The organism is Psychrobacter sp. Marseille-P5312 (assembly GCF_900291405.1).
GTDB lineage: Bacteria > Pseudomonadota > Gammaproteobacteria > Pseudomonadales > Moraxellaceae > Psychrobacter > Psychrobacter celer.
This window is the reverse complement of sequence record NZ_OLML01000001.1, coordinates 2668421-2684873: the sequence shown is the minus strand read 5'-3', so window position 1 is coordinate 2684873 and position 16453 is coordinate 2668421. Positions and strand designations below refer to the sequence as shown.

At 48.0% G+C, this 16453-nt stretch carries 10 protein-coding genes; 1 reads left to right on the top strand and 9 read right to left on the bottom strand.

Going from position 1 to position 16453, the window contains the following annotated elements:
- Positions 1–29: 29 nt before the first annotated feature.
- On the top strand, positions 30–686 hold the full coding sequence (locus tag C6W44_RS11550; protein WP_227526428.1) for a hypothetical protein: 657 nt from the start codon (positions 30–32) through the stop codon (positions 684–686).
- A gap of 171 nt (positions 687–857) precedes the next feature.
- Here C6W44_RS11550 and C6W44_RS11545 read toward each other — a convergent pair whose 3' ends face one another.
- The 9 genes from C6W44_RS11545 to yghU all read right to left on the bottom strand — a co-directional run bounded on the left by C6W44_RS11545 (position 858) and on the right by yghU (position 16075).
- Entirely contained in the window at positions 858–1928 is a 1071-nt protein-coding gene (locus C6W44_RS11545) for a helix-turn-helix transcriptional regulator (protein ID WP_105245793.1), read from the bottom strand.
- A 185-nt stretch (positions 1929–2113) separates the two neighbouring features.
- On the bottom strand, positions 2114–4195 hold the full coding sequence (locus C6W44_RS11540) for a hydantoinase/oxoprolinase family protein (RefSeq protein WP_105245791.1): 2082 nt from the start codon (positions 4193–4195) through the stop codon (positions 2114–2116).
- Between the two features lie 66 nt (positions 4196–4261).
- Complete coding sequence (locus C6W44_RS11535) at positions 4262–6025, bottom strand: hydantoinase B/oxoprolinase family protein (RefSeq protein ID WP_105245789.1); 1764 nt, start codon at positions 6023–6025, stop codon at positions 4262–4264.
- 375 nt (positions 6026–6400) lie between these two features.
- Entirely contained in the window at positions 6401–7144 is a 744-nt protein-coding gene (locus tag C6W44_RS11525) for a zinc-dependent peptidase (protein WP_105245785.1), read from the bottom strand.
- A gap of 56 nt (positions 7145–7200) precedes the next feature.
- Entirely contained in the window at positions 7201–9759 is a 2559-nt protein-coding gene (gene uvrA / locus C6W44_RS11520; protein WP_105245782.1) for an excinuclease ABC subunit UvrA, read from the bottom strand.
- Between the two features lie 210 nt (positions 9760–9969).
- Positions 9970–11214, bottom strand: a complete 1245-nt coding sequence (locus C6W44_RS11515; RefSeq protein WP_105245780.1) for a DUF819 domain-containing protein — start codon at positions 11212–11214, stop codon at positions 9970–9972.
- Between the two features lie 262 nt (positions 11215–11476).
- On the bottom strand, positions 11477–13069 hold the full coding sequence (locus C6W44_RS11510; protein WP_105245778.1) for a DEAD/DEAH box helicase: 1593 nt from the start codon (positions 13067–13069) through the stop codon (positions 11477–11479).
- A 496-nt stretch (positions 13070–13565) separates the two neighbouring features.
- A complete protein-coding gene (locus C6W44_RS11505) occupies positions 13566–14672 on the bottom strand; it encodes a DUF1176 domain-containing protein (RefSeq protein ID WP_105245776.1) in 1107 nt (368 codons plus the stop codon).
- A gap of 539 nt (positions 14673–15211) precedes the next feature.
- Positions 15212–16075 carry a glutathione-dependent disulfide-bond oxidoreductase gene (yghU, locus tag C6W44_RS11500; RefSeq protein WP_105245774.1) on the bottom strand — a complete coding sequence of 288 codons (864 nt, stop codon included), beginning with the start codon at positions 16073–16075 and terminating at the stop codon, positions 15212–15214.
- Between the last annotated feature and the right edge of the window lie 378 nt (positions 16076–16453).

The window sequence follows — 16453 nt, the reverse complement described above, 5'->3', positions numbered from 1 at the left end:
CCCAGTAACGGCTATCATAAGGACATAATATGACCCTATTTGCAGCATTAAAGCCCCCTTATTTTTCGATAATGACAAGTGGTATGTTCGCCTTTGTATTGGCAGCAACAGGCTGTCAATCCTCAGCTGACTCCACTATAAATACATCGGCGCAATCCACCAACACCCCCGTAACCACGGACATGAGCCAGCAAACGCTCAAACAGCAAGCGTTACGCATCCAGCGTGCACTTGCCAATAACGACTATGCCAGAATCACCAAAGACATTCATCCTACCCGTGGTGTACGTTTCTCCATGTATGCCTATGTGCGCCCTGAATCCGACAAGGTCTTTAGCCGTGAACAGTATGCTCAGTATTTGCAGCAGTCCAAAATCCGCTTTACTTGGGGTGAACGTGACGGCACTGGTGAGCCATTAATCATACCGCTACCAGAGTACCTAGACACTTGGGTAAAGGCCAAAACCTTTAATGACGCTACCCTTAGCATCAATGAGTTTCAAAAAAGTGGCAATAGCATCAATAACCTAAATAAAATATATCAAAACTCTGATGTCGTTGAGTTTTACTATAAAGGTAGTGATGAATACAGCGGTTTAGACTGGCGGGCATTGCGCTTGGTGTTTGATGACTATCAAGGTAAGCGTTATCTGGTAGCTATTATCACTGACCAGTGGACGGTTTAGTGCATTTATACGCAAATAGTGGCTAAAACAGCAGAATGTTGACGCTCAACCATGATGCCCTGCCCTTTTTTGCTGTCTTTATACTATATATTCTTATTTATAAATATAAAAGACTGTGTTATTGCTTATTTTTCAAGTATTTCAGTTTAGCGTTAATAATACAATACCTTGTTATCCCGTGCTGGGCGTATCTCGAGGCGGATAACCAAAATACTGTTTATAAATGCGAGAAAAGTAACTTTGGTCGCCATAGCCGACCCTATGAGCGATTTCTTCAATAGTGACATAGCTCTTTGATTTTAAAATATGATTGGCCTGCTTTAAGCGCAGCATCTTGATCCATTCCGAAAAGCTATAAGGCAGGCTGGCAAAGAGTTTGTGCAGGTATCTAACAGAAATATGACAAGCTGCAGCGACGGTGTTTGGGCTCAAATCAGGGTTTGCTAAATTTAAATTCACATAATGCTCGATACGTTTGAGATGCACAGACTGTATCGCTGACATCTCACTCATCATCACCTCTTTGGGTGCACTCAATGTCAAGACCATCAGGTTTAGCAGCTGCTGCTCTAGTATCTTTATCTCCAAATCAATCAGCTTTTGATGATGAATCAGCGTCAAAATTTGCTTCATCTGAAACACCAGTAACCTGCCTGCGCCTTCGTCGATAGACAAGCTGCGGGCAAACTGCCGCTCTATAGTAGGTATTTGTGCTGACAGTAAGGTTAACGGGACTTTGATTACATACAATGACGCTTCATACAGATGATAAAACTCATAAGGTAAGTTGGACAGCTCAATAAAAAACTGGCCAGGTTTGGCGCTCAGTGAGCGATTTTTTTGAATAAAGCGCACATCGCCTGTCAGCGGAAACGTGATTAAAATACTGTCATCGTAATCAGCACTTTGGACACCGCGATCATAGTGTACGGTATTGGCATGATAATGCGAGACACCGATATCGAGCAGCTTGGCATGCTGCAAAAATCCCAAAAACTTATTGGGCTGCTGAAAGCTCACGTTTAGATCAAAATAGGTGTCATTAATGGTGCGTTTCCATTCAAAGGCATCTAGGCTCGGCGGCGATTGAGAGGTGCTATCTGCTGACGTAGAGGTTATGGGCAACGAAGAAGGCGCTATAGCGGCATCAAGCGTGCTTGCAAGAGGATTCAGACGCGATGAGACTGGGCCGGTATGCTCATGCTGACGTGAAAGGTCATTTGGTTGACGGTTTGCATTCATCCTTGAACACTCAATATTTAGTATACAACTGTACTGCTATCCTAGCAGCTAATAATGAAGGATCCTATTTTATATTATAAATAAAGCCAAAAAGGCATCAAGTACTAAGCTGGGTTCAATACTTGATGCCTTTACTAATGTTAAAAAATGCTCAAAGAACGTTAAAAGAAAGTTAGCCTTATGTTTTATGCAGCACGGGTAAGTTTATAGGTACCTGTTTCGTGCAGCTGTGCTTGCCAGCCATCCTTGATGACTACGGTGGTGGTTGGCTCTTGAATAAGCGCAGGACCTGTGACGATTGCGCCAGCTCCGAACTGCTCACCATCGTATATAGGTGTGTCGATCCAATCATAAGACTGGTCAAACAGCATATCACGACGGCCGATCTGGGCTTGGCTGATATCATCTTGCTGAGGCGCAAGCGTCGGCAGATTTGGTTTACTGATTTTGCCAATCACCGCCACCTCGATATTGACCAGCTCGACCTTACTATCACGCTCATCATAGGTATACAACTCTTTGTGACGCTGGTGAAATGACTCTAAGATAGTCTGCACGCTATCAGCATCGAGCTTGCCGTTTGGTATCAGCACATTACACTCATGCACCTGACCGACGTAGCGCATCTCCATGGTACGCTCAATAGAGATGTCCTCATCGGTAAAGCCATCTTCTAGTAGCTTTTGCACGCCCTCTTCTTCAAGACCTTGCAAAGTAGCATTTAGCTCTTGAAGATTTGCCTCTGGCGCTAAAATCATCATCTGCGTCGCCAAGTAGTTATACTTGATATCGGAGATAATTTGACCAAAGGCGCACAGGCATGACGCAATCTTAGGAATTAAGATGGTGCCGATACCCATCTCCTCGGCCAGCGCAATAATATGCATACCACCTGCGCCGCCCGCACAGATAAGGGCAAAGTCACGAGGGTCATAGCCTTTTTCAATAGTAATACGGCGAATAGCATTAGACATGTTTTGGTTGACGATGGCGCTGATACCAAAAGCCGCGTGAGCCAAATCAATCTTCAGTGGATCAGCGATGTGGGTCTGTACCGCTTGCACCGCTTTATCTTTATCTAAGGTCACACTGCCGCCCAACACCGCATTGGGCTGCAGATAACCCAATACCAAATTGGCATCGGTCACCGTAGGCAGCTCTCCGCCTTTGCCATAACACGCCGGCCCAGGGGTTGCGCCTGCACTCTGCGGGCCGACCTCAAGCATACCAAAAGTATTGACATGACCGATAGAGCCGCCACCTGCGCCCAAGGTCTCGACATGAATCATCGGCACGCCAATACGGTTGCGTAAAAAGTCTATATCACGGTTGAGGCTGGTGCGGCCTGACTTTGCCATAGTGATATCAAAAGAGGTCCCGCCCATATCGACGGTGATGATATTATCAATACCAAACGGACTGGCGATATACAGACCTGCCTGCGGCGCTGACGCTGGTCCTGAGTTAATAGCATTGACCGCCCGCTCTCGCATGATACTACCGACTGCTAGCCCGCCGTTTGATTGAAAATAGCGAACGGGCTGCTCTGCCCCGAGCGCTTTAAAATAATCGTCAATCTTATGCACATAAGAGGCCATGACGGGGCTTAGATAAGCATTGACCAGCGTCGTTGAAGTACGGGTATATTCTTTGATCTGCGGATAGACATCGCTGCCACAGCAGACAAATACGCCTGGCATATGCTGCTCGATCAGCTGCTTTGCGCGCTGCTCATGTTGGGTATTGCGAATAGACCACACAAAAGAGATGGCCACTGCTTGTACGTTTTTTTTCTTTAAAACTTCGATCGCATCGAGGACATCCTGCTCATTTAGCGGCTCATGCTCGGTACCATCGGCTAAGATACGGCCGCGTATCGGTAGTCGGCAGTCACGCGTGGCTATCTGCGGTGCTGGCGGATAGCTGGCATCATAGCGATGCCCTTCTTCTTTATGCCCTAAGCGTATCTCGATACTGTCTTCGTGGCCTGCCGTGCATAACAGCCCGACTTTTACCCCCTTCATCTGAATCAAGGCGTTGAGCGCCACAGTGGTACCGTTGATACATAGATCGCAGGCTTGAATAATATCCTCAATAGGACGGTCAAACTGGTCGGCAATTTGCTGCAGTCCATTGGCGATGGCCAAGGTGCCATCTTCTGGCGTGGATGGTGCCTTAAATAGATGTACATCGCCTGTTTTTTCGGCCAGTACAAAGTCAGTAAACGTCCCGCCCGCATCGACGCCAATTCGAAAATCATTTTTCATCAGTTATCCTTAACTCAAATTATTTATTATCAGTTCAGTGTCGTAATGTCATTTGTCCATTTAGCGCTATGCGGTCAGCTGACGACGCAGCGCCTCCGTTTCGGCTTCATTGACTGCCAGCGTTTGTGGATCAATCACCACGCCGTACTCGGTCTTAGCTGCGGCCACTGATATAACTCTATGCTCTACATCCTTAACCACAGCTGGGATTGCACGGGCAAATGAGCAGCCATAACCGCCGCCGCCAGGGTTAGTATTTCGGGCACGCTGCCCAGGTGTTATCTCTTTTACGGTGTTTTGTTTATACAAGTCCGTGATACCGTCTTTATGGATGATCTCCAAGCGCCCCACCTTTAGCTCAGGTGAGATTTGCTCAGCGCCAGCCGCACCCATTGTCGGATGCTCGCGGCCTTCACCAAAGGCGACTACCGTCATCTCATGGCCCAATGGCTCAACTTCCCATACCGTGCCACAGCCGCCGCGATATTCGCCTGCGCCGCCACTGTCTTCTGCCAGCCCATATTTATGAATCAAGATCGGATACTGATACTCGAGTAGCTCGATATCACCTGAGCTTAACGCTCCAAAGCAGCATAAGGGGCCGCAAGCATGCCAGCCGTCCATCTGCTGAGTCGCGCCAGCACCAGAGATGATTGAAGCTAAAATCATGGTCACATACTGCTCGCCTGTCTTTGGGTCGATGCCTGAGATATTAATCCCAGAGGCGTGACCCCAAGAGGCGATCACCCGATCTGGGGCAGCGTCTTCAAAGGCCATACGCACCGCATCGGTCAAGGTCTCCATCGGCGTGGTGGTACAGTTAACATGAGGGGCTGGCTCTTTGGCGTTACATAGGGTGCCATGCTCGCCCAAGTCCACCGTGACACAGCGGTACAACCCTTCATTGTACGGCGGATCTACTTGCGCAAACATCATCAGCCCCAGCAGCACACCAGACATTGAATTGCCAGCATAAGAGTTAATAAAGTAAGGCACTTGCGGCGGGCTGGTAATCTTAATATGTACATCGCTGTCTGTGATCTCAATATCAGCACTGATGGTCAAGTCGCCCAGACCGTGCCCTGAATCCTCTAGCACCGCCTCGCCATGATACTGACCATCTGGGATAGATGAAATCAATGAGCGCATATGAGTATCAGCCATATTTTTTAGCTCTTCAATCGCCGCGCGTACGGTCTCGACGCCATACTTGTCTAGCAGCGCAATCATATTGCGCTCACCGACCGCACAAGCGCCAAACTGGGCATTGAGATCGCCTTCTTGGTTGCGACGAGAGCGCATATTACTGTGAATTAAATTGATGACATCATGGCGTTTGACGCCCTTCTCCCAGATTTTGATTGGCGGGATACGTAAGCCTTCAGCATAGATTTCTTTAGCATCTGGGTTGTAGCCTGCAGGCACTGGGCCGCCGATATCCGTAACGTGACCTTTGCACACCGTCCAAAACACCAGCTCACCCTGATAAAAGACAGGCTTGTACATACAGCAGTCTAAAATATGACTGCCCATCATCACCGGATCGTTGTGATAAATGACATCGCCTTCGTGGATGTCATCACCATAATACTCGGCAACGGCTTTCATAGCGGGCATAAGCGAGCCTAGATGGATAGGAATATCCTGCCCCTGCAAAATCATCTCAGGCAGGTGATCAAACAACGCATTGCTGTAATCGTGAGCTAAGTTAAAGACACTGGAGCGGGCGGTTTTTTCTAAGGTGGTTGTCATCTCACGCTGTGCCGTTTCTAGGGCACCACGTACGACGGACAAGGTAATAGGATCAATTGAAGTGTGAGCGTGGCTCATGTGAGACTCCCTGTCTGATAAGTGATAAAAGAGATGAGCGGCTGTGCACGGCCAATGTGGCCTATAACACTGAAAAAAACCTCATTCTTTGTCTGGCTGTCATCCATCCTAATGACGACGCTTTTTACTATAGCGGGGTTTTTGACAAATAGATTGGCTGACAGTGCAGGGTTTTTGACTGTGCGTGCACATTTATTGTCAAAAACATCATCCAAGGCATGTTTTATTTTATCGAGTCATTAAAATCCGAAAGATATTTCACACATAAAAAAGCCATACATCGTAGGTGATATATGGCTTTTTATACGTGTTTTTCTGTTTATATTAATATTGATATGATGAGCACATCTATGACTTACGGTTTTGCTATAAAGACTACAGCGGTGTTTGCTGAAAAAACTTCACCATAATGTCATAAATATCAGGATACGCATCGAATAGCTTTTGCGGGGTCTCAAAAAACACTTCGCTAAGCACCGCAAAAAACTCCGCTGGATTGGTCGCACCATAGCGATCGAGTCCTGACTTGCGATGCTTTTGAAAGTCTTCAAAATCACGGCTCATAATTTCCGTCCAGCGCGCCGGATCCATATCAGGGTGCATGGGCGGAAAGCCATTGGCGCGGCCATTTAACATATCGAGCTTATGCACAAACTCATGAATGACCACATTGTGACCGTCACGCTCGCCTGAGTGCTTGGCATCCTTCCATGACAGTATCACAGGCCCACGCTGCCACGCCTCTCCGCTTCGATGCTGCTGGCCCTCATGAACGATACCGAACTCATCAACAGTGGTACTCTCACTTTTATATGAGCCAGGATAGATGATAATAGACGACCAGCCTTTATACCATTCCAGCCCTAAATTTAGAATCGGTAGGCAAGCTTGCAAGGCAATAGACAGTCTGACTTTATCAGTAATCTCAAAGCCCTGCGCGCCGGTAATCGACTTTTCATCTAAGAATAACGTCGCCAGCTCAAACAGACGGCTCCTTTCGTCCTCCTTTAGTCTATCAAGTATCACAATGCGCTTGGCAGCTTGCCGCCAATCAGCCTTGGTAAACTCACTATTGTCTAGTATGCGCTGCTCACGCCAGTCTTTTATCATGCCAAACATGGTTGTTCCTTAACGTTAAACGATATGCAATGATGATAATACTGCGCCAATTAACGCTATATCAATAAAAACGGTGCAGTTTGGCTGGTCTTTGATGTTGCCACATCCTCAGGTATACCTTGAGCAACGACTTGCCCGCCTGCATCCCCTGCTCCCGGCCCAATATCGATAATCCAGTCGCTATTGCTGGCCACTTGCATATCGTGCTCAACCATAATGACGGTATTGCCTGCCTCGACGAGCGCATCTAATTGCGCCATCAGCATCGATACATCGGCAGGATGTAGGCCAGTGGTCGGCTCATCAAGGATATAAAGCGTATCGCCACGCTGGGTACGTTGTAGCTCGGTGGCAAGCTTGATACGCTGCGCCTCGCCGCCCGACAGTTCAGTCGCTGGCTGCCCCAGACGCAAGTAGCCAAGACCAACTTGCAAGAGAGCATCTAAAGCACGTAATATCGAGGCTTCTCCATCAAAAAACGTATAAGCAGATTCTACCGTGAGATCCAGCACTTCAGCGATGTTTTTATCTCGGTAAGTAATCGCCAGCGTGTCATTATCATAGCGCTGACCGTGACAGACTTGGCAAGGCGCATAAACACTCGGCAAAAATAGCAGCTCAACACTGACAAACCCTAGGCCTTCACAGTTGGGGCAGCGACCCTTTGGCGTGTTAAAGGAAAAACGTCCCGCATCATAACCGCATGCTTTGGCCTCCGCCGTTGCCGCAAATAATTTACGGACATCATCGAACAGCCCTGTATAGGTGGCAAGGTTTGAGCGCGGCGTACGACCAATGGCTTTTTGATTGATATCAATAAGGCGGCTGACTTTGTCCATACCAGCAATAATTTGGCCTTTAGTGACCGTCTCGATCTCCTGATCTAACAAATCCGCTTCATCAGTTGCGGCTTGGGTAACCACTTCTTTCCCTAAGGCTTCATTAACCAGCTCAACTAGCGCCTGACTGACCAAGCTTGATTTACCTGATCCCGATACGCCAGTGACACAGGTCATCACCCCTAGCGGAAACGCAATACTTAACCCTTGGATGTTGTTACGCTCTATATCAGCAAGCTTTAGCCAAGCGTTAGGTTTTCTAAGCGGTTTTTTGTGCGCCGTCTCTTTATCGGTAAAGAGATATTGTGCGGTTGTTGATTCAGTGACCTGACGCAAACCCTCTACAGGGCCGCTATAGACAATCTCGCCGCCATGCGTGCCCGCCTTGGGTCCGACATCGACCACCCAATCGGCATGGCGAATAACGCTCACATCATGCTCGACGACAAACACTGAATTGCCAGCGGCGATGAGCTCATCCAATGCCCCCAGTAGTGCTTGCGTGTCGGCAGGATGCAAGCCTGCGGATGGCTCATCAAGCACATACACCACCCCAAACAGCTGCGAGCGAATTTGGGTTGCTAATCGCAATCGCTGTAGCTCACCAGGCGATAGTGTTGGCGTGGTGCGCTCAAGCGACAAGTAACCCAAGCCCAGTCTCGTTAGTGCTTCAACACGCGCTAATATATCGCTAGCAATGCGCTGTGCGACGATGGCTTTTTCACGATTGGGGGTGTCATCTTCGATTTTTGCATGCGCTGTTTTTTCCAGCGTCAATGCCAAATCGGTTAAGGTAAGTTGCGACAGCTCGCCGATATCCAGCCCTGCAAACTTTACTGATAGCGATTCTTTTTTGAGCTTTTTACCATGGCACTCTGGGCATACAGAGATTTGCATAAACTGCGAGACCCGTTTTTTGACCCGTGGGCTTTGCGTGGTGGTAAAGGCATTTAGGATAAAGTTTTTGGCGCTGATATACGTGCCCATATAATTGGGCTTTTCTCCTTTTTCAATCGCAGCACGCGTCTGCGCCATATCATATTCAGGATAGACCGGGACCGTTGGCGTCTCATCGGTAAACAAAATCCAGTCGCGAGACTTTTTGGACAATTTGTGCCACGGCGTATCGATATCATAGCCAAGCGTGGTTAATATTCGGCTTAGGTTTTGTCCTTGCCAAGCGCCAGGCCACGATGCAATCGCCCGCTCACGAATGGACTTGCTACCATCAGGCACCATCAACTCTTCGGTCACATCAAACACTCGGCCAATACCCGAACACATCGGGCACGCCCCCTCTGGCGTATTGGGCGAGAATGCATCGGCGTAGAGCATGTCTTGATCTGCTGGGTACTCGCCAGCTCGTGAGTACAACATCCGCAAGCCGTTTGATATGGTCGTGACACTACCAACGGAGGAGCGTACAGAAGGCGTGCCGCGCTGCTGCTGTAAGGCGACTGCGGGAGGCAGGCCTTCTATGGCATCGACATCTGGCTCGTCCACTTGATCGATCAGACGCCTTGCATACGGCGACACCGAATCCAGATAACGCCGCTGTGATTCGGCGAACAAAGTCCCAAACGCCAGCGATGACTTCCCTGAGCCTGATATACCCGTAAACACCACCAGCGCATCACGTGGCAAATCAACATCGACGTTTTTTAGATTATGCACACGTGCGCCTCGGACTTGAACGTGGCTGTTTGGTTGCTTGTTTCGCTGGTGATTGGGAGTGCTATAAGGCTCGTGGGAGCTTGTGTTATTGTAATTGGCCATACCGCAGTCTTTCCTCTTAACTCATTATTATTATAAGATTTGATTAACGAGAAGTTAACACACCTTGGCTGTAGGCTAGAGCTAGGCTTACGTATTCATAGCATAGATAGACAAAACGATAACTTGATACTTAACAGAGTATAAAAATAGCGCGCTAAAGATGTCCTTAGCGCGCTATTTATTGACCAGTCCCTAGGGATATTTTTAACCTTAGCCCACCACCAGCCGCATCATCTGCGTGCTGATATAGCCGCCAAAAGTACCGACCGCATAACCAAGAATACCCAAAAATACCCCAACTGGTGCGAGTGATGGATGAAAGGCGGTAGCGACAATCGGGGCTGATGACGCGCCGCCTGTATTGGCATTGGAGCCCACAGCCAGAAAGAAGAACGGCGCACGAATGAGTCTTGCGACAGCAAATATAATAACAACGTGAATACTCATCCATAGCAGACCGATAAGTAGCAGGCGCCACTGCGAGACAATACCGACTAGATTGATTTGCATGCCGATAGCTGCGATAAGTACAAAGATAAATACTGTACCGATTTTGGAGGCGCCCACATGATCAAGCCGGCGAATTTTGGTAAAAGAGAAGATCACCCCTATGATGGTAATGATGACCACCATCCAAAAGAAGCTACTGGCAAAGCTGTACTGCACCGCCCAGCTATAAGGCGCAAAAAACCCTGCGATTTGCCCGCCCAAAAAGTGCGCCACACCCACCATGGCAAAGCACAGGCCAAACATCACCATGAGGTCATTTAAAGTCGCAGGCCGCGCATGGTGGCGCTCATAGCTCTCAACTGCGGTGATGACTTTGTCGATACTACTGCTATCAGCTTTTAACAATTTATCAATTTTATCGCTGTGTTTGGCCATGATAAGTATCGCGAGTAACCACAGCGAAGCGTTGGTGGTATCGACCAGAATCATCATGCCAAACAAGTCATCACTGACCCCAAATAGCTCCTTCATCGCCGCTTGGTTAGCCGCGCCGCCGATCCAGCTTCCTGCGACCGCCGAAAACCCGCGCCACAAGGTGTCATCACTAAACATACTGGGCGACACCCATTTGGCGATGCCTAAGCTGATCGGACCACTGATGATAATGGCGATACTGGCGGCAAAGAACATGGCAATCGCTTTCCAACCCAATCCTAGTATTTTGGGCACATCCATCGACAGAGTCATCAGTAGCAAGCTGGCTGGCAACAGGTAGGTAGCAGTAAAGCCATAAATCTGCGAGCCAACACCGTCTGCAAAAACCCCTAAGCTGTTGAGCGTTGCGGGTATAAAGCAGCACAGAACGATACCGGGCAGTATGGCATAAAAACGTCGCCAAAATTTACCAGGCAGCCCTTGGGTATAAAACACCAAACCGATAATGGCCATGATAATACCAAAGGCTAATGGCAGGCTATCGATTGCTAAACTTGAGGTGGCGGGCATCAGAGGCCTCCGAGTGTACGATTGATCAAAGCCCGTCAGTATAGACAAGGCAAAAAATAGGTGCAAGCAAGGATCCTGCATTCACCTGCGTTTATCCTATTTGTTTGATGATGGGTGGTTATTAAATGGCCAACACCATTTAGTCCTTACCTATAGCCACAAAAAAGCCAGATAACACGTATCTGGCTTTTTTGTTATTGGGCGAGTTTTATACCGCTATATATCACAGTGTCATCAACGCCAGCAATATTATGGCGCTGTATTACGAGTTTTTACCACGGTTGCCGCCGTTTGGACGACCTTGGCCACGGCCTGTAGCTGCACGGTCACCGCGCTTGCCCTGATATGGTTTACCACCAAAACGGTCTTTTGGCTTACCTGATGAATCACGTGACTTGCCAGCACCTTGACCTTGGTATCCACTATCATTGCTGGCGCGCTGGCCTGTTGCTGCGCGATCGTTTGAGCGACCACGGCCACCGCCAGTAGACTTGCCAGCATAACCACCGCTTGAGCGGCCACGGCCTTGACCACCACCGTTAGAGCGTCCGCGACCACGGCCACGCCCGCGTCCTTTGTTTTCGCTTGGTACGTAGGTTTTCTTAGGCTCCATGCCCTCGATGACGCACACTTCCATCTGACGATCTAAGTAGCGGTTGATGGCGTTTAACTGTGGGCGATCATCCATACTGCATAGGCTGATGGCGACACCTGTACGACCTGCACGGCCACAGCGGCCGATACGGTGCACGTAGTCTTCTGTTTGACGCGGTAAGTCGTAGTTGATGACGTGTGAGATGGCTGGCACGTCAAGACCACGGGCAGCAACGTCAGTCGCTACTAGGATTTTGCATTTACCATTGCGCAAGTCTTGCACGATACGGTTACGCTTGCTTTGCGGCAAGTCTCCATGTAAAAAGCTGGCTTTGTGGCCTTGCTCTTGTAGCGATTTAGCCAGTTTTTCTGTACTGCGTTTGGTCGCCGCAAAGATGATGATTTGATCCATCTCTGGTTGGCAAACCACTTTATCAAGCAATCTGTTTTTGTGATCAAAATCATCACAGTAGTACACTTTTTCTTCGATGTGTGCTGACTCTACCTTGATAGACACGCGCTCAGGGTTTTTGGTGAAGCTGGCAGCGATTTTGCCGACAGGACCATCCCAAGTGGCTGAACACATGATCGTCTGACGATCGGTTGGCGCGGCGCTTAAGATATCACTGATGTCATCAGCAAAACCCATGTCAAGCATACGGTCCGCTTCATCTAGTACCAACACTTCAAGGTTTGATAAATCCACACGGCCTGCTTTGATATGGTCAAGCAAACGACCAGGCGTGGCGACGATGACCTGTACACCTTTACGTAGGGCGGTGATTTGACCGTTGTAAGGCGCGCCGCCGACCAATGGCACGCAGAACAAACCGCGCATGTCTTTTGAGTACGTGCGCACGCTGTCATGCACCTGCTGAGCAAGCTCGCGCGTTGGCGTTAGGATAAGGGCTTTGGTGAGCTTATCAAAGCTGGTGGCACGGCTTAGGCGATCGAGCACAGGGATAACAAAAGCGGCGGTCTTACCACTACCGGTTTGCGCAGACAACAATAGGTCGCGGCCTTGTAGGGCAAAAGGAATGGCTTGTTCTTGGATAGGTGTTGGATTGGTATAACCGATGCGATCAAGCGCGGTCAAAATCGGCTTGGCAATATTAAGATCGCTAAAGGTTGTTTTGTCTTCTGAGGCCGCGTCTGTTGCTGCTTGAGCAGTAGCGTCAGTTTTAGAGGTGTCAGTGTTTGGCGTATCGGTGCTTTCGATGATGCCGTTTTCAGCGGCGATGGCAGATAAGATATCAGTCATGAGAATCCTTGGGTAAGTATAAGATGCTGTACATTCAGCAAGCTTGATGCATACCACTGATAACCGTTCACCACACCGCCTTTATGAGCTACCATCGAATCATATAACGATATCGATCGTTAGAAGCTAAGCGATTCAAGCCAAGCTTCTATCATAAATGCATGTGTGCTGTCTGACGTATTTTGGTGGTAGTGCCGAGTGTCTTATCCTTGCTTGCTGTCAGCGTATTATCAATGCTTTGTCCAAAGCAGATAATCGAAAACAACAACCAATCCAAACCATAGTGATGATTCAGTAGATAAGATATGAGTCAAAAATAACGATAAAAACGTTATTTAAGTACACAAAATCATCGGCAACAATTACTCATGGTCAATCCTAGACCCAAAATCGCAGGCGATGTTATCAATCTCATAATTCACAAAAGCCTAAACTTTCGTGGCGACGTAGTATAGCACAATAAAAAACTATCTGTAGCTATTTTTGCAATATCCTATTATTTGCCTATTTTTACCTCTGTGACATAGGTTGGCAGCTGCCACGCGCCGCCCGCCTCGATCATACGGCACAGTCCTGTGGTGCTTTCATGGCTTTTTTCAAATGCCCTGCCCGTCCATAGCCAATCAACCTGACTGATACAGTCGCCGATGCCGCGGCCTTTTTGTACCGAGCTTAGCTTGCCCTTGTCATAGCTGGTGGCACTGGTGGTCACCAAGGTCGGCTTATAAGGTTTTTTGTCATTAATGACCCAAACGCCACTGCCTGCATTATAGGCACTCACCCAGCAATCATGCTGCGCGAGTAATTGAGAGTTGTTTAAGCGGCTGACCCGCCATGGCGACTTATCATCTAAGTTTGGGCAGTCACGATCAGCATCTCTTAAGGTCTCTTTCATCAGCGCGGCAAGCTGGGACGACCTCATGACGAATTTTCGTTGACCGCTGGGCACAGCTTTCGGGTTGGGAGCGACAAACCTTAGCTTTGGCGCAGGCTTGGGCGCCAAGACACTGCTATTGGATTTGGCGGCACCTTCAGCCTTAATAAAAGCGCTCGGTGTCCCTACTCGCCTCTGAAATTCATCGGCCTTGAGCATGACAGCGCTGGCCCCTTTATCCGACAACTGCCAGCGGGAGTTGCGCAAAACCAGCTCAATCTTACTCGTTTTGGTCAATGCCTCTAATAGCGCATTGACTTGCGTGGCGGTCAGCTCAGCGTTGCCAGCGGCAGCAGAAAAAGGTCGAGTCTCGCCATAGTCTCTGCCATTGATCATCAGTGATATACGGTGACGGCTGCCAAGCTGCATCAACGCCTTTGAGGAGCTTTCTTTAGCGCCGCCCAGCTTGACCTTGCCATCGACATCTGCATTTGCCCCAGCGCGGCGTACTAGTAGCACCGAGACTGGAAACTCACTGTTGTTTTCTGCTTGATAGCCTGCCAGCCGGCAAGTGCGGGTGTTATCACAAGCCACCTGCCAGTCTTGACTGGTAAACTCGATACCGCTGCCTGCCGCCATGCTGGCTGTACTAACGGCAGCAGCACTGATAGCAGCGACCAAGGGTATAGGAAGATGAATAAACTGAGAAAATGAGGTATTTTTTATCATAAATAAAAGTATCTTTGTTATTTTTTTAAAAGGTTTTATTGTTTTAGGAATGAGATAATGTTTGGATATAGACAACTCACTATAACATAAGAACAGTCACGCCAGCCACAGGGTTTGATCTGCTGTCTTGCTCGCTGCTATGTAACATACATATATGTATGTAATATACGCCGCTGCTGAGCTTGGCAGGAGTTGCTAAAGCCTCCTGGCTTGGTATCATCCTTCATAGTCACTATCCATTAATTAATAAACGATGTCTACGCACCTGTTATGAATGTAGCGACATGCTATCTTAACGTATTAATGTTTCTATCTGTTGTACTAATGTACCATTGTGTAATTAGATAAGTATACTGCTATTACAATATAAATATATGTAAATGTAGAATGACAAGCGATATCTAAAACAGCATATTAAGTATCAAAAAATCGAAAATAGGGCTGATAAGTCATCACTTATCAGCCCTATTGTTCTAACTATAATCAATTTGACATAAATCGATATGCCGACATACTCTGTGTGACTGGTATAAATACGGTTATTGATTGATAGGTTTTAAGCTCAAGTCTACAGCGCGCTTGACCGCTGGACGCTCAGCGATATTTTGAGCCCAGCGTTTGACATGCTGATACTCATCGACTTGTAAGAATTCAGCCGCATCATAGAGCTTGCCAAGCACCAATTGTCCATACCATGCCCAAATAATCATATCAGCGATGTTGTAATCGCTGTCATCATTACCGCACATATAGCTGTGGTCTTTTAAATGCTTATCTAGCACATCAAGCTGCCGTTTGGTCTCCATCGTATAGCGGTTGATCGGATACTCTAAAGGCTCAGGTGCATATGCGTAAAAATGCCCAAACCCGCCGCCTAAAAAAGGCGCACTGCCCATCTGCCACATGACCCAAGACAGACAATCAGCGCGCGCCTTGCCTAAAGATAGCGGAATAAACTTGCCAAACTTTTCGGCCAGATACATCATGATAGCGCCCGACTCAAAGATAGCGATAGGCTCGTCTGCCTCATCATGCGAGCGATCGACCAAGGCGGGAATCTTTGAGTTTGGGTTTATGTCTACAAACCCTGAGCCAAACTGATCGCCCTTAGAGATATCAATTTTATACGCATCATACTCAGCACCTTTGACGCCCAGCTCAGCCAGCTCTTCTAAGAGGATGTTGACCTTGACGCCATTAGGCGTGTTGAGCGAATACAGCTGCAACGGCGCGCCGCCCACTGGCAGCGCTTGCTCGTGGCGCGCGCCAGCGGTCGGCCGATTGATACTGGCAAACTTGCCGCCATTGTCTTTGTCTTGCACCCATACTTTGGGCGGAACGTAGGCGGCGTTTGCTGTGCGGTTGTTATCAGCATGCGTGCTATGGTGATTGTTTTGTTTCATCATATCTCCTTACTATCGATCATTATTGATGCCTATTATTTATTGGTACTGAGGTAATTGGTACTGAGGTATTAGTCGCTAGTTGGTTAATGGTTTTATCAGTGCCTATTACCTATCCATTGGGTGTCGGCTGTTTTTATTTAAGATGTATCAGTCATTACTATAACGACACTCTGCCTTGATATTAAAGCCCTCTCTTGTAAATAAGCGCTTTTTGACCATACCAGGTGACCATACCAGCGCCTAGGTTCTAAGTTTGTGGTCAGCTCTGGATGCAGTTGATGCAGTTTTTGATGGTGGTTTTCTCTGCGGTGATGTTTGTTTTTATCGCCTTCTTTTATTGCTACTGTTTATCGTTGCTATTTATCGTTACTTTGA